A 21,912-nucleotide genomic window follows, 5' to 3' on the forward strand; every position below is an offset into this window, starting at 1 on the left:
TAAGAAGTGAGCCGGTTTAATTTTTCATTTTCTCCATCTTTGATGCTGCACTTATTCATTACCTTCGTCATTGGAGCGGGGCTTAATACGCTCTCAGCCCCGTTTTACAGCAGTGGAATAGCAGCGTTTGGTATGGGGGCTGCTATTTACGGTGCATTACGATTCCCCCCTCGATACGCTATTCCGCTTACTTTACTTATAAGCCTACCCTTGTGGGTGGGTAACAATGGCGTACTAGGCAAAGAAACGTTAAGCCTTTTGCCTATTATTATTAGTTTTCTCGCCTATGAAGGGTCAATTAAGCGTGTACTGAAAATAGGGGCTGGTGGTTGGACGCTCGTGTTTTTGCCTATTCTGTTGCTAGAACACGCAATATACGACTCAGACTTACCGTCGGTCATGTTTTCCGGGTTATTGGTCACCTGGGTTAGCGGCGCGTTCGGTTTAGTTTCGGGACACTTTGCCTATATTGTGGGTAATGGGATAGAACGAAACATTGAAGACCCAGCAGAAAAAGTCAGTCTTCATTTTCTATTCAGTTATTTCTTTGCAGGCTGCTTTTTTGTTGCTTCTATGTCTGTGGTTTACCTCTCTGTATCCTTATATCAGACGCAACAAGAAGAGCAAATTACTGGGTATATGAAGCAACGCGTTGCAGTGCTAGAACAGCAGCTTTCAAATTTTATTGAGTTACACAAAAACGCAATCGCGTCTTCTGCCAAGTCACTGTCGATGCCGTACTCTCAATCTAGCTTTAACGCAGCGGCGAACTATCAACTGTCATTGCTTCATACCTACTATCCAGAGTTTTTAACCTTTCTTATCACTGATGGTGAAGGCGAAATAACGTATGCGTATCCGCCTAATTTGATGGAAATCGCCATCATTAACAACAAAACAAATGTGGCGTATCGTCCGTATTTCCATATGCCCATGGAAAGTGGCGAGCTTTATTTGTCTAATGTTTTTCAAGGAACGGGGTTCGGCGACGATCCTATCGTTGCTATATCAGCGCCTATTATTAAAGAAAACGGTGTGGCGGTTGGAATTGTCGAAGGCTCATTGTCACTGCAAAGCTTTGGTTCGATTGATGCTCTGAACCTGCCAGGCTTTTCATTGTTGTTAGAAGATGAAAAAGGCGATGTGATTTACGCATCCGACGCGTTAGGTTTTACGCCGCTTTCGAAGGCGCCCGACTACCCGTGTAAGGATACTTGTGCGTTAGACATTCAAAGTGGACCTAACAATAAGCCGTGGTTCCGCATGACGAGCCCCTTGCCATCAGAAAAATGGCTTCTTAGCTACTATTACGACAAAGAACGACTTTATACCCTCATGAGTCGCTATCTATTGAAAGACTTGGGCCTACTCTTTTTACTATCGTTGTTTGGCACGTTCACAGGATATTTTGTCTCGCGCTTAATTGAGTCGCCCATACGAAGATTGATAAGCCATATTGCGCACTTTAGCCCAGCAAAAGACGCTAAGGGTTCTCAGTTGCCGGCTAAAACCCTTCACATTACCGAGTTAGCCTTGTTAAGTGACGAATTCTTAAAACTTGAAGGGCGGCTAACGTCAGCATTTTATGAATTAGAAAAAGCCCGCATTAATGAGAAAAACCTAAACGTCGAGCTGGCCGATTTAAATAAATCACTTGAACAAAGAATTCGAGAAAAAACTCATGACCTTCGAGATGCACTCACCGAGGCGAAAGCCGCTAGTGTTGCTAAAACCCAATTTCTTGCGAATATGAGTCACGAGATTCGTACGCCTATGAATGGCATCATCGGGTCATGTGACTTACTTCTTGAGCATGAAATGTCAGAGGAAGCGAAGAAGCGAGCCAATGTTATTGCACACTCAGCAACAAACCTCTTGATGATTTTAGACAGTATTCTTGATTGGTCGAAAATCGAATCTGGAAAGTTAACCAAAGATGACTATGACGTGTGCGTGAGTGCACAGCTTGAAGCGTGTCGCGCTTTGTACGAACAAGCTGCAGGCTTTAAAGGCGTGGACGTTGCCATAACGTGTACCGATAGGCTGCCAACTTATGTCACAGCCGACGGCGGGAAGTTGTCTCAAATTCTTAATAATCTCGTCAGTAACGCGATTAAATTTACCCACCACGGTAGCGTGACGTTACACGGCGATTATATGGATAACACATTATTGTTAACGGTCAGTGATACGGGAATAGGTGTCCCGCCACAAAAGATAAGCGATATTTTTGGGCAATTTGAACAGGCTGATGCATCCACCACACGCGATTTTGGCGGAACCGGGCTAGGCTTAGCGATAACGAAGGGGTTGGTTGAGTTTCTAGGTGGAACAATAAGTGCAAAAAGTGAAGTAGGTAAAGGGACAACATTTACCGTCACTATCCCTTGTCGTGTTAGCCACAATGTAGATAAAACTGCAGCGCCGTTAGTACGTGTGTTACCGAAGGGGATAAAGTTGTTGGTGGCCGAAGACAACGATATTAACGCAGAAATTGTTTTATCCATGCTGAAGCCAGAACAGGTTAAATGTATTCGCGTGAAAAACGGCAAAGACGCCGTAGAAGCGGCACAAAAACATAAATTCGACATTATTCTTATGGATTGTCAGATGCCTGTAATGGATGGTCTTAGAGCATCAAGAGCTATACGTTCTACATCTAACCCTAACGAGTCCACACCGATCATTGCGCTTACGGCGAATGCTTTTGTAGAAGACCGCCAAGCATGTTTAGCAGCAGGTATGAATGCGTATCTCACTAAGCCCATTAATAAAGCCTTATTAATTGACCGTATTGTTAGCGAGCTACCTCCTGTTTGACGCCGCCCCCTGTCTTCAACACCTTCAACCAATAAAAGTCGTCGCTGTACATAATCAATGACAAGTGAAACCCAGTCTGTCTAGCAGTGGGATTTGCTGTTGATTTAGGCTACAATCGCGACCTTTCCAAAGATTCCAAAATATTACCTTCGAGGAACACTAGATGGCAAAAGTCGCTATAGTTATGGGTTCAACGTCAGATTGGCCTACTATGCAGCAAGCTGCAAAGATGTTGAAATCGTTTGGCGTTGAGTTTGAGGCGAAGGTGGTTTCAGCGCACCGTACACCAAATTTACTCGTTGAATTTGCTGAAAGTGCAGCAGACGAGGGGTTTAGTGCCATTATTGCAGGCGCAGGCGGTGCGGCGCATCTCCCCGGCATGATTGCAGCGCATACGCACTTACCGGTATTTGGGTGTCCGGTGCAATCAAAGGCACTTAGTGGTCTTGATTCGCTACTGTCTATCGTGCAAATGCCTAAGGGTGTCGCCGTGGGCACATTAGCAATCGGTGAAGCGGGTGCAGCAAATGCTGGATTATTAGCGGCGCAAGTCGTGGCGCTACAGGAAGAATCGGTTCGCGATGCGGTTATTGCTTTTAGAAAAGCGCAGACAGATACCGTATTAGCCTCAAGTAATACATTGGAGCTAGACGAATGAGAGTCGTAGTTTACGGTGCAGGCCAACTTGCGCAAATGATGTATCTAGCGGGAAGTCCGTTAGGTATTGATGTACAGGCAGTCGACGTAAACAACGATACTGTCGTTCACCCGGTGAGTAAAGTGCCTCTTGAGGTATCGCTTGAACAAGCATTAGCCAGCGCCGACGCGCTCACAGTAGAGTTTGAACATGTTCCAGAGCGTCTACTTGAAGAAGCTGCACGAACAGAGAAGTTAATGCCCAATATTAACAGTATCTTAGTCGGTGCTGACAGGGTAAGAGAAAAACAACTGCTAGAGCGAATGCAGGTCGCTAATTGCGCCCATAGAATTGTTACGAACATTGACGAGCTTGATGCCTGTGTTGAAGCGCTGGGTGAAAAACTGATTATTAAAGCCAGTCGTGACGGTTACGACGGTTATGGGCAATGGCGCTTAGCGTCAAAACAGGCGCTGCCCGAGCTGAAACAGCATCTTAGCAATCTAGACTTAACGTTAGTGCCGCTTGTTGTCGAGCAAATGTCTGAATTTGACAGAGAGCTTTCACTTATTGGCGTACGCAATGCTCAGGGGGATATTCGCACTTACCCGCTTGCTGAAAACCTTCATCATCAAGGTCAACTTCACGTGTCAGTAGCGCCTGCAACCCAAGTGAACGATGCACTACAACAGCAAGCCCACGATATTTTCGTTAAGCTTGCTGAGGGTATGGACTACATTGGGGTGCTTGCTGTAGAGCTTTTCCAAGTAGGCGAAACACTGCTTGTCAATGAACTTGCCCCACGGGTGCATAACTCAGGTCATTGGTCTCAATCTGGGGCGGTAACAAGCCAATTTGAAAACCATTTACGTGCCGTGTGTGGCCTTCCTCTTGGTGACACGTCTGCCATCGGGCCAAGTGCCATGGTGAACATTATAGGCTGTAGTAGCTTCTCACGAGAGTTGCTCAGTATCGACGGTAGCCATTTGCATTGGTACGGTAAGTCTGTACGAGAAAAGCGTAAAATGGGCCATATCAATGTTACCGCTGATAGTTACGAAATGCTGGGTGAAAAGTTAATGGCGCTTAGCCAATACTTGCCATTGGCCTACTTTCCGAAACTTATTGGTGAAGCATCGCGTTTAAAGGGTTGACAAGCTCGCGTTTGTGACTAGAATACGCATCCGCTGCTTAGGCAGTGGTTTAAAGAATAGTGTGCCGACTTAGCTCAGTTGGTAGAGCAACTGACTTGTAATCAGTAGGTCGCCAGTTCGATTCCGGCAGTCGGCACCATTTTTCTTTTTAATTCTCTTTTACTACCGTACACTGTTTTCATTACTTAAATGGAGATGCTGTTATGTGTAGCGCACGTTTACCCTCACTGTTATTTTTTATTTTTCTATCTTGTTTCTCATCTTCTTATGCATTGGCGTCTGCTGTTGTCTCAGAAGGTTATGCAAGGGCAACATTTCCAATGGCAAAAACGGGTGCTGTTTATTTCTCGCTCGAGAACCCCACCCAAAAAGCAATACATTTATCAGGCGTAAGCACCGACGCAACGATTGCAGACGATGCCCAAATTCACACCACGTTTCTTGAAGGCGATGTAATGCGAATGCGCGAAGTGAAAGACGGTATCACACTAGCGCCAGGCGACGCTGTTGCGTTCGCACCGGGGGGTTATCACGTTATGCTGCTAGGTCTTACCAAAGGGCTCTATGAAGGTGGCACGGTAACTCTCACGCTCGTATTCGATGACGCAGATGATATTGTTGTTACACTCCCCATTAAAAAAGATGATAAAAAAGCACATCACCATCACCATTGAGGGTGACGTACTGGCAATGAATCGCAAAAATCTATAAACCCAATCAAATAAATGAACGTTTAATTTTGCGATAATGGTGTATTATTAAATTAGATTTAAAAAGTTAATAACAATCTATTTTATGAAAGTAAGGGGCGGAATATGAGCAAAATTGATATTGGTATCTCAGAAAGTGATCGTAATGCTGTAGCCGAAGGGCTGAAACGGTTACTCGCCGATTCGTACACACTTTACCTTCAAACACATAACTTTCACTGGAATGTTGAAGGGCCGCAGTTCAGAGAATTGCACTTGATGTTTGAAGAGCACTATACCGAATTAGCGCTAGCCGTTGATGAGATTGCAGAGCGCATACGTACATTAGGTATTGCAGCGCCAGGGACGTATAAGTCCTTCGCGGCCCTTAGCTCGATTGAAGAAGTCGAAGGCGTACCAGACGCATCAGAGATGGTGCAACTTCTAACTCATGGCCACGAGCAGGTTGTTAAAACGTGCCGCCAGTCTCTGAAGTTAGCGCAAGATGCCGATGATGAGTCGTCTGCCGCGTTAATTGGCGATCGTATGCGAGTGCATGAAAAGACCGCGTGGATGCTGCGAGCAACACTACCTAAATAAGTGGCGCTCCCCTCTTTAAAAAAAGCCCGGTTGGCAGCGTTATGCTTTCAACCGAGCTTTTCTAATAAAGTAGCGCTACTTTTCTGGCGTATCTTTTTTATAACGTTCAAACCACGCCAGAATATTCCCTACCTTTTGAATAAGACGAGAAGGGCGACTTGCGATGCCATGTGACGCACCTGGCAGTCTTACCATTGCGGCGTCTGTACCTTTTAATCGCAACGCTTGGTAATATTGCTCAGACTCGCTAATAGGGGTGCGATAATCGGCTTCACCGGTAAGCAATAATGTGGGTGTGTTGACATTACCAACCAGAGAAAGCGGGCTTCTAGCCCATAATTTTTCTGCAATATTCCATGGCATATCGGCCATCCAATACTGGCTAAAAAACGGATAGGCATCAGCGGTCAGCGCAAAGCTTACCCAGTTGATAACCGGCTTAGCGACTACCGCTGCGGTAAACCTGTCGGTTTTGCCGATTGACCACGCAGTAAGTACGCCACCACCAGAGCCGCCCGTAATAAATACGTTGTCAGTATCAATATAGCCTTTTGCTATTGTTGCATCGACCACATCCATCAAATCATTGTAGTCTTCAGAAGGGTAGTTATGATGGATAAGGTTCCCAAAGTCCTCACCGTAAGAAGAACTGCCTCTAGGGTTTGACCACACCACCACGTAGCCCTGCGCGGCCATTAACTGTATTTCCATTGAGAAGTGCGGGCCATAAGCAGCATGAGGCCCACCATGTATTTCTAGTATAAGCGGGTACTGTTTTTCTTCATCAAAATGTGGAGGTAGCGCTATCCATGCATCAATGCGTCGTTCGTCGACACTAGACGTCACCGGAAGATACGATACTTGCGCCAACGCTTTGTGCCCTAATGCATCGTCGTTTAATGACGTAAGCTGAGTATCATCGCCTTTCTTGCGATACAGCGCTAAGTCGCCAGGTCTGGTTTGTGTAGCCTGGGTATAAACAATGTCTCCACGTGGGCTCACCGCAAAGTCACCAGAGGTATAAGGGCGCCCGAGTGATTGACCGCCAATAGTGATATCGAGTGGCTTTACATCCCCATTCAAATTGACGGCGGCAAGGCGATTATTACCCTCATCAAGGTAGGCGAAAACAAGGCCCCTGCTGTCGTTTTTCCAAACAAACTTTCCTATTGCTCGGTCAAGTGAGCCAGTGAGGCGTTTGATATCTCCAGATGCGGTATCCATAACAACGATATCGCTGACCTGATAGGACAGCTTTCGGTCGTTCAACTGAGAAAAAGCTAACCATTTTCCGTCTGGGCTCAACGTGGGTCTACTTTCTGGGCCTGCCAAGTCGGTGACTTGTTTAAGTTCACCAGTATTAACCTGCACTTTATAAATATCACTGGAAAGTGGGTGAAGCTCGTAATCGTCACGTTGCGAAGAGGCGAAATACAGCCAGTCGTTGTCGCGACTAAAGCTCAGCATGCCACCATTAGGAAATTGTCCGCTCGTTAATTGGCGTGGCGTACCGCCATCTACAGGCAGCACGTAAATTTGATCATAACCCGTACGTAAATAACCTCTGCCGTCTGAGCGATAAGTCGTGTTTTCAATAAACGTGGCTTGAGGTGCCCACTTTGCGCCTTTCGGCTTGCTTGGCATACCTGTAAATAGTGCGGGTTGCTTTTCGGGGGTAAATAAAACAAACGCAAGTGACCTGGAGTCATGTGACCACGTAATATTTCGTGGTGTCTCTTGGGTGTTAGTTAACCTAACAGACTGCCTTGTATCCATATAATAAACGTGAAGCTGTGATTTTTTGTTCACTGTTTTGGTATAAGCAAGCATGTTACCGTCTGGAGAAAGCGTCGCCTGAGAGATATTCTCGTCATCGGCAATAAAAGGGCGGTGAGTGCCCTTTTTAATATCTACTTGCCACAGTCGGGTTTGTCGCGAATCTGTCATTACGTCCATGCTTTGGCGGGCATAAACGAGTGAATCGTTGCTAATAAATAATGGATTACTTACAAATTCTACGTTAAACGTATCGTCATACGTAAGCGACGTTTTTGCCGTATCGTCTGCGTTAGCGGTTAGGGACAAGGCAAGTGAGCTGATCAATAATGCTATGGCGCGCTCCGATACTTTTCTTGGCGTAAACATAATCGTTTTCCTTCATTCTTATTTTTTGTCTACTGTACGTAAGTAAGTTTACGCGCAAACGAGACGTGCGCAGCAATTGTGCGTTGGTTTAGCAAAAAGAAATGACAAGCGGCTACATTGGCGGCTCTCAATGAATAGAAGCAAGTGAAAGTAAGTTGTGTGAAATGGGATAAAGGATGACCCCTCACTAACCTTTGATACTCACTTTACCAATAAGGATGTCTTTAAACATTACCCAGTCGCCAAGGAGGCTGTAAAAAGGGTGCTTGAAGGTGGCCGGCTTGTTCTTTTCAAAGAAGAAGTGTCCAACCCAAGCAAAACCATATCCAATAATAGGAATTAGCCATAAAAGTGCAGCGTTACTGCTATAAATGCTTAGCCCAATCACGCCTAACACCAACCACGAGCCGATAAAATGCAAAATACGGCAGGTGGCATTGGCATGTTCTTGAAGGTAATAAGGATAGAAGTCGCTAAAAGAATCGAATTGCTTCACAGAATGAGATTTGGCGGTCATTGCAGTTCCTCATAGGGTTATTTACACAACGTTAACATAACTTGATTCGTTAAAGTGTCATATTGGCGACAGTTTAAACCGATTTTCTTCGGCGGCTTACAGCACTGACATCATGACGGTTGTAATTTACCGTTAAACGCCCCATATTTCCTTTCAATGACTAAATGAAACAAAGGCGTTACGCTATGGATAACCTCGTTGCCAATAATGCAGCAAATATCGTTGATATCACGGTAGAAAACTTTCAACAAATAATTGTTGAAGCGTCTCAAAGCAAACTGGTTCTTATCGACTTTTGGGCTGACTGGTGTGAACCGTGCAAAGATCTTATGCCAATACTCGAAAAGTTGGCCGGTGAGTACAGCGAACACATGATTTTGGCAAAAGTCGACTGTGAAGCACAGCAAGAAGTTGCTGGGCAGTTTGGTATTCGAAGTCTTCCAACAGTAATGGTGGTGCAAAACGGGCAACCAGTCGATGGTTTCGCGGGGGTTCAACCTGAAGCGCAGATTCGAGAGATGCTAGCCAAGTACTTGCCTAATCCAGAAGATGAATTACTGGCTCAAGCGGGTAAAGCTATCCAGCAGGGCGATTATGCTGCTGCATTACCTTTTGCTAAACAAGCAGCAGACGCGGCTCCGGGTAACGTGAATGCCCGTTATCTGTTGATTGACTGTTACATTGAAACGGGTTCCATCGATTTAGCGAAAACCTTGCTAAGTGAGATAAAACTGGTAGACCAGGATTCTCGATTCAATACCTTAAATGGCAAAGTAGAGTTAGCAGAACAAGCGGCTGATACCCCAGAAATTAGACAGCTTCAAGAGGCTGTAGAGGCGAACCCAGATGATTTACAACTCAAGGTCGACTTAGCCGTTCAGCTTCACCAAGCCAATAAAGCGCAAGATGCATTGTCACTATTGTTCGGTGTATTAAAGAAAGACCTAGGGTTTGGCGATGCCCGTAAATTAATGATGGATATGGTAAACGCGTTAGCCGATGGCGACCCTTTGAAATCTGAATATCGTCGTAAAGTGTATAGCTTATTGTATTAAGGCGTAAATGAATCACTGTAAAAAGCGGGAGCCCCCGCTTTTTTTACGTCGCCACAATCGGTGAGTAGCCTTCTGTGTTTAACCAATTTAAGGCGTCAAAGTAAGTATTAAAGTAATCTCGTTGATACCCTGATAGTTCAAAGTCATTTTCGTTCCCTGGGTGCGTACGTTCTAACTGCGCGCGCTTTACCATTCCGCTATCTAATACATATGCAGAGCGACGCAAGCCATTAGTGACATTGATTTTAATTGCTTCAGCCAGACACTGTTGGCAATCGGGGGTAGACAGTACCCAGCGCCTGCCATCCATTAATGCTGCCCACGGTTTTTTCTCAAAACGTAGTGTTAAATCATGCATGTCTTCTACAAATAGCTGCGCAGTTTTAAGATTCCATGCGCCAGTGGCAAACACTTCTAACACATTGCCGGATATATCAAGCGCGTAATGTCCATATTTAGGGAAACGCATAATTCAGGTCTCTGAGGTAACTACGATTACTAACGTATAGCAGAAGATTGACAAGAACGAGCGACTAAGACGCATTTTTAGCTTAAAGTAGAATAATATTTACACCCCGCAAAAACAGAAACGGTACGCTTATGGGCTACCCACGTGTGTTTACAAATTGCCTTTGGTAAAGTATTCATATTGGCAGCTTCTTTATATGTGGTAACAATATGGCCTATCAGGCGTTTTATTCCGGTTTTCTATCAGCGACTAAAGGCAAACAGCATTACGCCTGTCATAGTCATTACTTTTGGCCTGATTGCACGCGAAATGCCATGCTTGAATATTGGGATGATAGTGCCCAGTATGTCGATGAAAAATGGGGTTTCTTCTTTGAAACCCTGGTGCCTGAACTACAACAACGCATCAGTACAATCTTAAATACCTCCCACCCTCAGCAATTGGTGTTTGCACCGAATACGCATGAACTTCTTGTGAGAATAATGAGCTGTATGGACTTCTCAAAGCCAGTCACGATTGTATCTACAGACTCTGAGTTTCATAGCTTTCAACGGCAAGTAAGTAGAATGGCTGAGAATGACGCGGTAAATATCATTACAGTACCGACGCAACCGTTCGATACTTTCTCGTCTAGGTTTAAAGCTGCCATAAAAGGCAACAATCCAGACATGGTGTTTTTCAGCCAGGTATTCTTTAATTCAGGGTACGTGGTCGATGACGTTGCCGATATTGTTGCAAGCGTTACCAATCCTGACACGCTCGTGGTGGTAGATGGGTATCATGGCTTTATGGCTAAGCCTACTGACCTAAGTGGTATTGAAGATCGCGCATTCTATTTGTCGGGAAGTTATAAATATGCGCAAGCCGGTGAGGGAGCATGCTTTGCTCATGTACCTACTGCGAGCACCCTGCGCCCTGTGTACACGGGGTGGTTTGCTGAATTTGGAGCGCTAGATAAACCAAGAGCCGGCACCGTTCAATATAGTCAAGACGGTATGCGTTTTGCGGGCGCGACGATGGACTTTACCGCATTGTATCGGTTACGGGCTGTGCTTCGTTTGCTAGAAGATAACAACCTTAACGTAAATAAAATTAATGACTACGTTCAACGTATGCAGGCTCACTTTTTGTCAGAGCTTGCCACACAAGCGCACCCTTTGCTCAACAGTGATGCCTTAGCTGTGAAGAACCCTGAACAGCGAGGCCATTTTTTAACGTTTGTGTTGCCCAACGCCGAGGTGACGGCATCGCTAGCAAAGCAGCTGAAACAAGTGGGTATCCTAACGGATTATCGGGGAAACCGATTGCGATTTGGTTTTGGTTTGTATCACACGCCAGAGTACATGAATTTAACGGTACTTAAGCAGTTTACGTAAAGGCTAACCATGGATTGGATCTTACCCGCGCTTGCCCTTGTGCTCATTATTGAGGGCATCGGGCCTTTATTTTTCCCTCAGAAATGGCGGTCATATTTGCTGCAAGTTAGCCAACTACCGGCAAATCAGCTTCGTCAGGTTGGAGGCGTGCTGGTGGTCGTGGGTGTGATTAGCTTATTTTATTTAATCTGACATTTAGCAGTAAATATTGACTGCTTGCTCAGGTTGTTATTAATAACTGTATTTAATAGAGTGGGTTACCTCGTATTGGTAAGTGCCAAAATGGGGTGGGTAATGGCAAATCTAGTAATACCAAATGTTATTTGCCGTATTTTTGTTCGAAAAATAGATGATCCCAGACGCAGAATTTTGTAGAATCCCCGCCTAATTTTCTTACACATATGATTCATGGCAAAGAACGTTGTGGTACTCGGCACTCAATGGGGTGACGAGGGTAAAGGCAAGGTCGTAGACCTACTCACAGATCGTGCAAAATACGTGGTTCGCTATCAAGGCGGTCACAATGCAGGTCATACTCTAGTGATTGACGGCGAAAAAACCGTACTTCACTTAATTCCATCAGGCATATTACGCGATAACGTTACCTGCATAATTGGTAACGGTGTTGTGCTAAGCCCCGACGCACTAATGACGGAAATCACGATGCTTGAAGCCCGTGGTGTTCCAGTGCGTGAGCGCTTGAAGATCAGTGAAGCGTGCCCGCTTATTCTTCCTTACCACATTGCGTTAGACGTCGCGCGTGAAAAAGCCCGCGGTGCGAAAGCAATTGGTACAACAGGTCGCGGTATCGGTCCAGCATATGAAGATAAAGTTGCACGTCGCGGATTACGCGTTGGTGACCTCTTCAATGCAGAAGACTTCGCCGCTAAGCTGAAAGAAGTGTTAGACGTACATAACTTCACCCTTACGCAATATTATGGCGAAGAAGCGGTAGATTTTGACGAAACGTTGAAAGCCGCGATGGACGTTGCGGATATTCTTAAAGCAATGGTCGTAGACGTTACCGACGAATTAGATAAGGCCGATAAAGCGGGCTTACCTATTATGTTTGAAGGGGCGCAAGGTACGCTGCTGGATATCGACCACGGTACGTATCCCTATGTTACCTCATCGAACACAACAGTGGGTGGCGTAGCGACAGGTGCAGGTTTCGGTCCACTTAAGTTAGATTACGTGCTGGGTATCGTGAAAGCATACACTACACGTGTAGGCTCTGGTCCATTCCCAACAGAACTTGATTGCGAAGTAGGTCAACACCTAGGTGTGAAAGGCCACGAGTTTGGTGCAACTACTGGGCGTAAACGCCGTACGGGTTGGTTCGATGCTGTTGCTATGAAGCGTGCTGTGCAGATTAACTCAATCACGGGTTTTTGCTTAACCAAGCTAGACGTACTTGACGGCCTTGAAACATTACAAATCTGTATTGGTTATAAAGATGCAGAAGGCAATGTGAAAGACGTGCCGCCAATGGCAGCAGACGGATACGATAAAATTACCCCAGTGTATGAAGAAATGCCGGGTTGGTCTGACAACACCTACGGTGTCACTGAATTCGCGAATCTGCCACAAGCAGCGAAAGACTACATTCAGCGTCTTGAATTGCTAACTGGCGTACCTGTCGATATCGTGTCTACAGGCCCAGACCGAAATGAAACTATTGTTATGCGCCACCCTTACGACGCATAAAACGCGGTTAAACGCATACTATGTCAAAAAGCCCAAACCTTAGTGTTTGGGCTTTTTTTATTCGCTATGCTTACTAACAACTTCGCTGCCCATCACCTCACGGTCTAGCAATCTCAATCGCAAGTCGGTGCGTATTAAACCTATATTAACAATTAATTTGCCTTGCTATTCATTGCCCATATTAATATAAGATAAGAATGCACGCGTTTTGTACGTGCTTTGTTTATAGGCGTATATCAATATGCTGTCTGTTCTCATCATTTCATTTTGCCAATGCTGGAGCGCGTTATGCCGAACAAACCTACTCTTCATGCTGTTGAATTAGGCATGAGTTTTCTTGATAACGTAGCATCGCTACGCCAAAGCTATGTAACAGGTAAAACCCGCTCATTAGAATGGCGAAGAAGCCAACTACGCGCTTTAAAACGCATGCTTGAAGAGAATCATCACGATATTCTCACGGCACTAAAAAAAGATTTAGGTAAATGTGAAACTGAGGCGATGGTCGCCGAACAAGGCTTCTTGTTATCAGACATCGATCACACATTAAAACACCTCGATAAATGGACCCGACCTCGCCGCGTCTCTACCCCTATGGTGGCATGGCCCGGTAAAAGCTTTCAGCAAGCAGAGCCGCTCGGTGTCGTGCTTATCATCGGTGCATGGAACTATCCCTTGCAATTATTGCTTGCCCCCTACATTGCAGCGTTAGCCGCCGGCAATTGTGCCGTGTTAAAACCGTCTGAATTGTCAGTTGAAATTTCATCGCTAGTGGCACGGTTGATTCCACAATATATGGACATGTCGTGCGTTGAGGTCATCGAAGGCGGAAAAGAGGAGGCGACCGCCTTATTAGCGTGCCGCTGGGATCATATTTTCTACACCGGTGGTGAGGCCGTAGGCAAAATCGTAATGAGTGCTGCAGCGCGGCATTTAACGCCGGTAACCCTCGAGCTTGGCGGAAAGAGTCCGTGCTTTGTCGATAAGAAGACTAACCTTACGGTAACGGCACGGCGATTGGTGTGGGGCAAATGGATGAATGTGGGGCAAACCTGTATTGCCCCCGATTACGTCTTGGTCGAAAAAGGGTTTGAGCAAAAACTTATTGAAGCCATTAAGAAAGAACTTAAAAAACAGTTTGGTAAAATGCCACTCTCGTCCAGAGACTATGGCAATATAATAAATCATCGTCATCTTGCGCGGCTCAAAAGTTATTTAGACGGGGTTAACGTGGTGTATGGCGGCGAGGTAGATGAAGCAAGGCCGACAATGTCACCTACCTTGGTGTTAGATCCGCCACTTAATAGCGCTATCATGCAAGAAGAAATTTTTGGGCCTATATTGCCTATCGTGACAATAAAATCGATAGAAGAGGGCATTGCCTTTGTTAATGACAGGCCAAAGCCGCTAGCCCTTTATGCCTTTAGTGATAGCGATGCGCAGCTAGACACCATCATAAACCAAACCACATCAGGCAGCGTGTGTACCAACGATACCATGCTATTTATGACTAACCCAGAATTGCCGTTTGGTGGGGTAGGTAGCAGTGGCATGGGCAGTTATCACGGCCGAGCCGGCTTCGACACGTTCAGTCACCTTAAAACGGTAATGAAACGCTCGTTTGCCCTTGATGTTCCATTTCGATATGCGCCGTTTTCAAAGTTTAAATTATCACTATTGAAAAAGTTTTTATAAGGGGGGCACGTGCCACAACCGTTTCATTTAGCGATACCGGTAACAAACCTAGACGATGCGACTGCTTTTTACGGTAAGTTGCTTGGGTGTGAACAAGGGCGCAGCGATACGCAATGGATTGACTGGAATTTCTTTGGTCACCAACTCGTCACGCATTGTGTCAACGCGATGCCAACACCACCTGAATACAACAGCGTCGATAGCCATGCTGTGCCGGTTCCCCATTTTGGTGTAGTGCTAACCATGCCCGAATGGGAGGCGTTAGCCGAAAAAGTGAAACAGGCGAATATCGACTTTATTATCGCGCCCTATATTCGATTTAAAGGCGAGCCTGGCGAGCAAGCAACCATGTTTTTCACTGATCCCTTTGGGAATGCTTTGGAGTTCAAAGCCTTTGCATCACTCTCTCAGCTTTTCGCTACGTAGTCATATTAAGACGTTTTCGTTCGTTTACGCGGGCGAAAACGTTGCCACAGCAATATCCCGCCACTAAGTGTAAATAAAAGCGCGCTAGCAGAAAATATAATGAGTACAGGGTGGTTAAAGTCACTTCGTGTGTCGTAATCCATGATGTGCAACATCCACATAAAATCAAACAGCCGCCATGTATCTGTGCGTACTCGCTGAACGGCGCCGCTATCGGGGGCAATATAAAACCGTGTGTTGTCTGCATCATCAAACGACACTTGCCATAAGGGTGGGGTTAGTTGCTGTACCTCTTGCGGTAATACCATCAGGCGTATCGCCTGAGTAACGCTGCCGCTTCCCTGATATTGCGCTGTCGCAAATAGGCGTATGTCTTGCTCGTTAAACGCGTCAAGTGTCGCCCCGGTTTCTGCGTTAAACCGTGTGACTTTTCCTCCGCTAGTCACCTCATATATAGGGATGGTCGCTAGCATCGACTGCACACCGGGGGCGGTCGTATTCTTTGGGGTTACCAATTGCGAGCCAAAGGTGAGTGCAGCTTGGTTGTCAAAATTCCGTAAGATCGTGCTTGGCGCAACACGCGCATCTGCCCACGTTGCCGAAGGAGTAAGTCGCAAATGCGTACCGCGCACTTCGTCAATAGGCAGCAACGCCATAACAAGCCCACTTAAAAACCACAGGCAAACCTGAACAAAAAGAATAAGACCTAGCCAATTGTGTAAAGCGCGAGTGAATTTATACATATCAAGTGCAAAGGGGCTTTGTTAAAGTGACGGTTAATGAATAAACCGTATCCTACTCGGCGTCTTTTATACAAGACATATTTTTACGTAGATGAATAGGGTTTGTAAGTACTTACTATTAATGTTTGTGAGTGCTTGCTATTTTTGAAGGTCAGTAATGGTGGTGTATGAATAAGCTGTTGATTTTAGTTGATGTTCAAAACGTGTATTACACGTGCCGTCAAAAGCATCGAAAAAACTTCAATTACAATGCGTTTTGGCAACAGGCCACGAAGGGTAAAACAGTGAATAATGCCTTCGCCTATGCCATTGATAAAGGCGACCAAAAACAAAAAGAGTTCCAGAATATTCTTCGCGCGATTGGTTTTACGGTAAAACTAAAGCCTTATATTCAACGCGCTGACGGCTCAGCGAAAGGCGACTGGGATGTGGGTATAACGGTCGATGCGTTACAACATGCTGCTGATGTTGATGAGGTTATACTGCTCTCAGGAGATGGCGACTTTGATATTCTGGTGAACGCACTTAAAGCGATGGGCAAGACGGTGACGGTGTATGGCGTAGAGGCGCTTACTGCTAATTCGCTAATAAGCGCCGCATCACAGTTTATTCCGATAGAAGAAACGTTACTTATTTAGCAACAATACTTTTTCCCCTTCCGCTTTTTTCAGACGCTGCATCAACGCCATCTATCGTGCGTTTTATAAGATGTACGTCACCAAAGCGGCGATCATCAAGGGTGTAACCTTGCTGTATCAATGTCTGCCTGGTTGCGTCGTCGAATCCTGGGTGCATACGAACGGTATCTTTCGGTAACAGCTGATGATGGAAGCGAGGGGCATTGGCAGCTTTTTCTGCACTAAAGTCAAACAGCAGTGCATTAAGTAACGACTGCGCTACCGAAGAGATAATGGTAGTGCCACCGGGAGAGCCCGTTGCAAGAACAACATCTTTTCCGCGTTTTACCAACGTCGGAGTCATTGACGATAACATTCTTTTGTAAGGTTCAATGGCATTTGCGTCGCCCCCTACTGCGCCAAAAAAATTGGGTACGCCGGGCTTCGCACTGAAGTCGTCCATCTCGTCATTAAGCAGAAAGCCTGCACCTTCTACCACTACGCCGCTACCGAATGTAAGGTTGATGGTGGTGGTATTGGCCACTGCATTACCCCACTTATCCATAATGGAGAAGTGTGTCGTGTCTTCGCTTTCAATAAGGCCCGGTGCTACCGTTTCGGTTACCGATATCGCATCTTTATTAATGCTTGTTGCACGCGCAGTAATATAGTCGGGGTCGATAAGTGCTGTAACGGGCACGTCAATAAAGTCCGGATCGCCCATATATTCGGCCCTGTCTGCAAATACACGTTTACCAATTTCAGACATTACATGCACATATTGAGCGCTGTTGTGTAGCGGCATATCGCCATGTGCTTGATACGCTTCTAGCATTCCAATCCACTGCGCAACCGCTACGCCGCCAGAGCTTGGGGGCGGCGCAGTAACTAACGTGTAGTCTTGCCACTCAACTTCTAATGGTTTACGCCATATGGCACGGTATGCGTGTAAATCATCATGCGTGATTAGTCCGCCATTCGCGTCCATAAACCGAACAATACGATCGGCTACCTCGCCGTCGTAAAAACCATCTTCTCCCTTCACCTGAATGGCTTTTAGGGTTAATGCCAATTCTGGCTGCGTAAATAATCTATTTGCTTTTGCGTGACCAAAATAGTCGGCAAAATTGCTGCTAAGCCCGTTATCTTTGGTGCGTTTAATATACCACGCTATATTACCAGCCAACTTTTCATGCACCACAAAGCCTTGCTCTGCCAATGTCACGGCTGGCGCAAGCAAACGCGCCCACGGTAAACTTCCGTACTTTTTATGCGCCGCCCACATTCCCGCTACCGTACCAGGGATACCCGATGCTTTCGCACCAAATAACGATTCATACGGTTTTACATTCCCCTCATCGTCTAAGTACATATCGCGATGGGCACGTGCTGGGGCCATTTCCCTGTAGTCAAGAAAGTCGGTGGTGCCATCATAAGCAATGGTCATAAAACCACCACCGCCCACGTTACCCGCTTCAGGTAATGTCACCGCAAGGACGAACTGTGCGGCAATCGCAGCATCAATGGCATTTCCGCCGTCGTTAAGTACCGCCATCGCAGCGTCTGCACTGTAGCTGTCGGGCATTGCAACGGCATTATGTAGCGGTAAGGTAGAAGAAGACGTTTTACTCGCGTTGTTAGTACAGCCAGCAATAACACACAGTGTGGTTATCACGACTATCTGTTTCATAAGTCGTCGTCTTAACATAGTAGGCTCCTTCGTTCTTTATTCATAACCATTACTTGCGGTGGCAAACGTGCGTTATCCAATCATAATGATGCTTGCAATGACATAAGCGATAAGCGTAAGCGCGCCAGCAACTAACGCGTATGGAAACTGTGTTTTAACATGGGTTAGTACATCGGTTCCAGCAGCCAGCGACGATACCGCTGTGGTATCAGAAATCGGCGAGCAATGATCGCCAAAAATACCGCCCCCCAGAATAGCCGCGACCACCAGTGATGGCGGTAGGCCCAAACTTTGAATTAGCGGCACGCCAATAGGAATAAGAATAGCAAACGTGCCCCACGAGGTGCCTGTGGTAAAGCTCATCACTGCACCGGCAAGAAACAACATAGGCACAATGAACACAAGTGGCAGGTACTCACCTACAATGCCTGCAACAAAAACGCCAGTGCCTAATTCTTTTAAGCTGTTCCCCAAGGTTAACGACAATAAAACAATCGTCACTAACGGAAGCAGTTCTCCCATCCCTTTAAAGCCAATTTCAACCGCTTCTGCATGGGTAAAGCGTTTATGAATAAGCAACAAGCCATAGGCAATTGCCGTCGCCAGTGCGGTAGCATACAACACCGACTTACTGCCGCTGCCTTCTGATAGCACGCCGTCGCCGGTCCAAAACATAAAGCCCACCATACTAAGCACCATAACGATTAACGGCACAAGCATAAAGCGTGCTTTGGTCGCCGGTTCGCTAGCGTGTTCTTCCATCAGAGTATGGGTCGCGGCTTCTTCTTCAGCCATAGGGCCATGTACTTTGTCTGCGGCAATGGTATAGGCCACAATCACAAGGGTAAAAATAGCGTAAAAGTTAAAAGCAACGCTTCCCCAAAGAATAGACGCCGATGATGCGGGTAGTTCGTAACTGTCAAGCAAGCTTAAAATAAACGCCCCCCAACCATTTAGTAAAATGAGTATACAAACAGGCGCGCTGGTCGAGTCGATAATATAGGCAAGCCTTGCTCTACTCATGCCGAAGCGGTCAAACAAGCCGCGGGCGAAAATACCAGCAGTCAGTACGCTTAAATTAGATTCAATAAATACGGCAATACCGGTGAACATTGTAAGGCCACCCACTTGCCTTTTGCTTTTGGCCACCCCTCTATTAACTAGGTTGTTAACGGTAGCTGTTACGCCTCCAGAGTCTCGAATCAGTGCTAGTAATGCGCCTACAAGGACAGAGAAAATAAGCACGCGTGTATTGCCAGGGCTCGACGCAGTGCCCACAACGCGTTCTATGGCGTTAATAGGCGATAAAAACACGTACGATATGTCGGTATCAATCAGTATTAAGGTTTCTGCGGTTAGTACTGCCAACAGCAAGGCCAAAATAACTTCTTTTTTCCAAAATACAACGGCAATAGCAACAAGAGGGGGGATGACCGACATCCAATCCATAGCAAGTCTCAAAATATAAAAAGGGGATTAACACAACGTACCTTGTACACTTGCCAAGCGGCTTGAATTATATGAAAAATACAATGCTCAGCGGGTACTCGAACGACCGAGTGCTAGCGTACCGTATAGTAGGGTCTAAATACTAGCGCCGTTTCTACTATGCGCAACACCTTGCTGTATTTTTATGGCTTATCTCTTTATGATGTAATGCCTCTAGTTTGTGTCTTCAAGGAATAACTGTGCTGCGCGTTGCAAGTGTCCTCTTTGTTACTTTCCTTTTCTATCATGCGTCGTTGTTTGCCACTGCGCCGTCTAAGCAAAAAATCGTCGATATGCTTGGGCAAAAAATCATGCTCGACCTTCGGTATTTTTGCGCTAGCGGAACACCGTCGAAGGCTTGCCAAGAACCGGTAACTACTCTCCCAGATGACCTTGAAGCATTGCTAACATCCAATAATATTGGCGGCGTAATTCTGTTCTCTGAGAATATTAAAACGTCTGAGCAGCTGATAGCACTGAACAGCCAGATGCAGGCCGCAATGAAAAAGGCCCAAAAACCGCCGTTGTTCATTGCCATCGACCAAGAAGGGGGACGAGTGGCACGCTTCCCATCGTCTATACTGCCCGCATTTGCCGGAAACCTCGCCATTGGTGCTACGTTTAAAAAGCACGGCACGGCGTTTTCTTACAATGTCGCCAGTGCTATCGCGTCTCAGCTAACGCTGCATGGCGTGAATACTAATTTTGCGCCCTCAGTCGATATTAACAGCGAACCGAATAACCCCGTGATTAACGTAAGAAGTTTTGGTGAAGCGCCTAAACATGTGGCTACGCTTGGAGAAGCCTTTGTAAAAGGTTTACAAGATAACGGGGTAATAAGCGTACCTAAACACTTTCCGGGGCATGGCGACACAAGTATCGACAGCCATACGGGGTTACCCCGTGTTGACCACAGCCGTAAGGTTGCCATGCAAAGCGATGTGCTCCCATTTGCTGAACTCATAGGCAGTGACTCGCCGCCCGCAATGATTATGACAGCACATATCCAGTACCCAGCATTTGATAGCACGCAAATAGATGATGAAAAAGGCAATGCGTATATCGTACCTGCAACGCTCTCAAGACCTATTATTACTGACTTGTTACGTGGGCAGTTAGGTTTTAAAGGGGTGGTCGTGACCGACGCGCTGAATATGGCGGGTATTTCGCATTACTACACAAAAGAAGATGCAATGTTAAAGGCCTATCAGGCAGGGGCTGATATCGCGCTTATGCCCTATGCTATTCGAACGCCTGACGATATCACTGCATTTAAGCAGCTAGTGTCACAGTTAGCAGAGCGCGTATCAGTACGTTCCCCGTCTGAGGACACATTATCACTGTCAGAATTAACCTTGTCACACCAGCGGATTATTAAAACAAAGCGCAGTTTTATCCAACCCCCAAATAACAAGAAAGCGCTTTCTAAGGGGGTTGTGCGAGGTGATGCCGAGGTGGTAATGCAAGAAAGTAAACGCCTAGAGAAAGCGCTTTCTCGCGAAAGTATCAGCGCGCTGTACGGCAAGACATTGTTGCCTATACATCGCTCAGACAGCGAGGAATTGTCCACGTGGTTGGCCCTTATGCCTGACACAGCACGATGCCTAGCTTTTGAAAAAAGTGTCGCTACGTTACAATCTACGGTTCAACTAGCGTGTATCCCATTAACACAATTACCACCTAAGCAAACCGTACACAAAGCATTAAAAACGGCAGATAAACTTATTGTGGGCGACATCACGCCACGGCATGCCAATTATGAATTAGGCGGCATAGACAGTGCAGAGGCGATAAAAAAGAGAGCAGTATTAACGCAGGTGCATGCATTTACCAAAGAGATGATGCAGTTGGCACAGTCTGCGAATAAGCAGGTTGTATTTATTGCACTAAGAATGCCTTACATTGCTGACGATATGCGCCAGTATGCTGACATAGGCCTGGCGTCATACAGTTATACGGTAGATCTTCATGCACTTCGGCAACCCGACTATACCTCACCATTATTTAACGCCCTCGTAAATGTATTAACAGGCAAGGCAAAAGCGTTCGAATATACTCCCGTGACATGGGCAAAAACACAATAG

General features: G+C 46.0%; 19 protein-coding genes and 1 tRNA gene. 14 read left to right on the forward strand and 6 right to left on the reverse strand.

Annotation, left to right across the window (positions count from 1 at the left end):
• Window positions 1–6: 6 nt before the first annotated feature.
• The 6 genes from AC27EZ_RS08310 (at window position 7) to AC27EZ_RS08335 (ending at window position 5,900) form a co-directional block, all read left to right on the forward strand.
• On the forward strand, window positions 7–2,820 hold the full coding sequence (locus AC27EZ_RS08310; protein ID WP_487134883.1) for an ATP-binding protein: 2,814 nt from the start codon (window positions 7–9) through the stop codon (window positions 2,818–2,820).
• Window positions 2,821–2,983: 163 nt separating this feature from the next.
• On the forward strand, window positions 2,984–3,478 hold the full coding sequence (purE, locus tag AC27EZ_RS08315; RefSeq protein WP_487134884.1) for a 5-(carboxyamino)imidazole ribonucleotide mutase: 495 nt from the start codon (window positions 2,984–2,986) through the stop codon (window positions 3,476–3,478).
• The gene (locus AC27EZ_RS08320) at window positions 3,475–4,611 is read left to right on the forward strand and encodes a 5-(carboxyamino)imidazole ribonucleotide synthase (protein WP_487134885.1); all 1,137 of its coding nucleotides are present in this window, start codon (window positions 3,475–3,477) and stop codon (window positions 4,609–4,611) included. The genes purE and AC27EZ_RS08320 overlap by 4 nt, the downstream gene beginning before the upstream one ends.
• 63 nt (window positions 4,612–4,674) lie before the next feature.
• Window positions 4,675–4,750: transfer RNA gene (locus tag AC27EZ_RS08325), tRNA-Thr, on the forward strand.
• Between the two features lie 64 nt (window positions 4,751–4,814).
• Window positions 4,815–5,285 carry a copper chaperone PCu(A)C gene (locus tag AC27EZ_RS08330; RefSeq protein ID WP_487134886.1) on the forward strand — a complete coding sequence of 157 codons (471 nt, stop codon included), beginning with the start codon at window positions 4,815–4,817 and terminating at the stop codon, window positions 5,283–5,285.
• 141 nt (window positions 5,286–5,426) lie between these two features.
• Window positions 5,427–5,900 (forward strand): Dps family protein, encoded by a 474-nt coding sequence (locus AC27EZ_RS08335; RefSeq protein WP_487134887.1) that lies wholly within the window; start codon window positions 5,427–5,429, stop codon window positions 5,898–5,900.
• Between the two features lie 75 nt (window positions 5,901–5,975).
• Here AC27EZ_RS08335 and AC27EZ_RS08340 read toward each other — a convergent pair whose 3' ends face one another.
• Both AC27EZ_RS08340 and AC27EZ_RS08345 read right to left on the reverse strand, forming a co-directional pair.
• Window positions 5,976–8,045 carry a S9 family peptidase gene (locus AC27EZ_RS08340; RefSeq protein WP_487134888.1) on the reverse strand — a complete coding sequence of 690 codons (2,070 nt, stop codon included), beginning with the start codon at window positions 8,043–8,045 and terminating at the stop codon, window positions 5,976–5,978.
• 187 nt (window positions 8,046–8,232) lie between these two features.
• Complete coding sequence (locus AC27EZ_RS08345) at window positions 8,233–8,562, reverse strand: Mpo1-like protein (protein ID WP_487134889.1); 330 nt, start codon at window positions 8,560–8,562, stop codon at window positions 8,233–8,235.
• Between the two features lie 185 nt (window positions 8,563–8,747).
• Here AC27EZ_RS08345 and trxA point away from each other — a divergent pair, with 185 nt between their 5' ends.
• Window positions 8,748–9,617, forward strand: a complete 870-nt coding sequence (gene trxA, locus AC27EZ_RS08350; protein WP_487134890.1) for a thioredoxin — start codon at window positions 8,748–8,750, stop codon at window positions 9,615–9,617.
• A gap of 43 nt (window positions 9,618–9,660) precedes the next feature.
• Here the strand turns inward: trxA and AC27EZ_RS08355 are convergent, their stop codons facing one another.
• Window positions 9,661–10,086 carry a hypothetical protein gene (locus AC27EZ_RS08355; protein ID WP_487134891.1) on the reverse strand — a complete coding sequence of 142 codons (426 nt, stop codon included), beginning with the start codon at window positions 10,084–10,086 and terminating at the stop codon, window positions 9,661–9,663.
• 209 nt (window positions 10,087–10,295) lie between these two features.
• On the opposite strand from AC27EZ_RS08355, the gene AC27EZ_RS08360 reads away from it, so the two are divergent.
• From AC27EZ_RS08360 to AC27EZ_RS08380, 5 genes are all read left to right on the forward strand, one after another.
• Window positions 10,296–11,462 carry an aminotransferase class V-fold PLP-dependent enzyme gene (locus tag AC27EZ_RS08360; RefSeq protein WP_487134892.1) on the forward strand — a complete coding sequence of 389 codons (1,167 nt, stop codon included), beginning with the start codon at window positions 10,296–10,298 and terminating at the stop codon, window positions 11,460–11,462.
• 9 nt (window positions 11,463–11,471) lie between these two features.
• Window positions 11,472–11,654, forward strand: coding sequence for a DUF2065 domain-containing protein (locus tag AC27EZ_RS08365; protein WP_421133446.1), 183 nt, complete (start codon window positions 11,472–11,474; stop codon window positions 11,652–11,654).
• Between the two features lie 216 nt (window positions 11,655–11,870).
• Window positions 11,871–13,169, forward strand: a complete 1,299-nt coding sequence (locus AC27EZ_RS08370) for an adenylosuccinate synthase (protein ID WP_487134893.1) — start codon at window positions 11,871–11,873, stop codon at window positions 13,167–13,169.
• 288 nt (window positions 13,170–13,457) lie between these two features.
• Entirely contained in the window at window positions 13,458–14,864 is a 1,407-nt protein-coding gene (locus AC27EZ_RS08375) for an aldehyde dehydrogenase family protein (protein WP_487134894.1), read from the forward strand.
• A 9-nt stretch (window positions 14,865–14,873) separates the two neighbouring features.
• Entirely contained in the window at window positions 14,874–15,290 is a 417-nt protein-coding gene (locus tag AC27EZ_RS08380) for a VOC family protein (protein WP_487134895.1), read from the forward strand.
• Between the two features lie 5 nt (window positions 15,291–15,295).
• Here the strand turns inward: AC27EZ_RS08380 and AC27EZ_RS08385 are convergent, their stop codons facing one another.
• Window positions 15,296–16,033 carry a PepSY domain-containing protein gene (locus AC27EZ_RS08385; RefSeq protein WP_487134896.1) on the reverse strand — a complete coding sequence of 246 codons (738 nt, stop codon included), beginning with the start codon at window positions 16,031–16,033 and terminating at the stop codon, window positions 15,296–15,298.
• Between the two features lie 167 nt (window positions 16,034–16,200).
• Here AC27EZ_RS08385 and AC27EZ_RS08390 point away from each other — a divergent pair, with 167 nt between their 5' ends.
• The gene (locus AC27EZ_RS08390; protein ID WP_487134897.1) at window positions 16,201–16,671 is read left to right on the forward strand and encodes an NYN domain-containing protein; all 471 of its coding nucleotides are present in this window, start codon (window positions 16,201–16,203) and stop codon (window positions 16,669–16,671) included.
• Here AC27EZ_RS08390 and ggt read toward each other — a convergent pair.
• Window positions 16,664–18,358 (reverse strand): gamma-glutamyltransferase, encoded by a 1,695-nt coding sequence (gene ggt, locus AC27EZ_RS08395; RefSeq protein ID WP_487134898.1) that lies wholly within the window; start codon window positions 18,356–18,358, stop codon window positions 16,664–16,666. The genes AC27EZ_RS08390 and ggt overlap by 8 nt on opposite strands.
• Window positions 18,359–18,412: 54 nt before the next feature.
• Window positions 18,413–19,789 (reverse strand): Na+/H+ antiporter NhaC family protein, encoded by a 1,377-nt coding sequence (locus AC27EZ_RS08400; protein WP_487134899.1) that lies wholly within the window; start codon window positions 19,787–19,789, stop codon window positions 18,413–18,415.
• 239 nt (window positions 19,790–20,028) lie between these two features.
• Between AC27EZ_RS08400 and AC27EZ_RS08405 the strand changes: the two genes are divergently transcribed.
• The gene (locus AC27EZ_RS08405; RefSeq protein WP_487134900.1) at window positions 20,029–21,912 is read left to right on the forward strand and encodes a glycoside hydrolase family 3 N-terminal domain-containing protein; all 1,884 of its coding nucleotides are present in this window, start codon (window positions 20,029–20,031) and stop codon (window positions 21,910–21,912) included.

The organism is Alteromonas sp. 4NH20-0056 (assembly GCF_057539655.1).

Excerpts from the sequence above, each read along its gene's own strand:
- purE (WP_487134884.1), top strand. The coding sequence starts at position 2,984 with ATGGCAAAAGTCGCTATAGTTATGGGTTCAACGTCAGATTGGCCTACT.
- AC27EZ_RS08320 (WP_487134885.1), top strand. The coding sequence starts at position 3,475 with ATGAGAGTCGTAGTTTACGGTGCAGGCCAACTTGCGCAAATGATGTAT.
- AC27EZ_RS08330 (WP_487134886.1), top strand. The coding sequence starts at position 4,815 with ATGTGTAGCGCACGTTTACCCTCACTGTTATTTTTTATTTTTCTATCT.
- AC27EZ_RS08335 (WP_487134887.1), top strand. The coding sequence starts at position 5,427 with ATGAGCAAAATTGATATTGGTATCTCAGAAAGTGATCGTAATGCTGTA.
- AC27EZ_RS08340 (WP_487134888.1), bottom strand. The coding sequence starts at position 8,045 with ATGTTTACGCCAAGAAAAGTATCGGAGCGCGCCATAGCATTATTGATC.
- AC27EZ_RS08345 (WP_487134889.1), bottom strand. The coding sequence starts at position 8,562 with ATGACCGCCAAATCTCATTCTGTGAAGCAATTCGATTCTTTTAGCGAC.
- trxA (WP_487134890.1), top strand. The coding sequence starts at position 8,748 with ATGGATAACCTCGTTGCCAATAATGCAGCAAATATCGTTGATATCACG.
- AC27EZ_RS08355 (WP_487134891.1), bottom strand. The coding sequence starts at position 10,086 with ATGCGTTTCCCTAAATATGGACATTACGCGCTTGATATATCCGGCAAT.
- AC27EZ_RS08360 (WP_487134892.1), top strand. The coding sequence starts at position 10,296 with ATGGCCTATCAGGCGTTTTATTCCGGTTTTCTATCAGCGACTAAAGGC.
- AC27EZ_RS08365 (WP_421133446.1), top strand. The coding sequence starts at position 11,472 with ATGGATTGGATCTTACCCGCGCTTGCCCTTGTGCTCATTATTGAGGGC.
- AC27EZ_RS08370 (WP_487134893.1), top strand. The coding sequence starts at position 11,871 with ATGGCAAAGAACGTTGTGGTACTCGGCACTCAATGGGGTGACGAGGGT.
- AC27EZ_RS08375 (WP_487134894.1), top strand. The coding sequence starts at position 13,458 with ATGCCGAACAAACCTACTCTTCATGCTGTTGAATTAGGCATGAGTTTT.
- AC27EZ_RS08385 (WP_487134896.1), bottom strand. The coding sequence starts at position 16,033 with ATGTATAAATTCACTCGCGCTTTACACAATTGGCTAGGTCTTATTCTT.
- AC27EZ_RS08390 (WP_487134897.1), top strand. The coding sequence starts at position 16,201 with ATGAATAAGCTGTTGATTTTAGTTGATGTTCAAAACGTGTATTACACG.
- ggt (WP_487134898.1), bottom strand. The coding sequence starts at position 18,358 with ATGTTAAGACGACGACTTATGAAACAGATAGTCGTGATAACCACACTG.
- AC27EZ_RS08400 (WP_487134899.1), bottom strand. The coding sequence starts at position 19,789 with ATGGATTGGATGTCGGTCATCCCCCCTCTTGTTGCTATTGCCGTTGTA.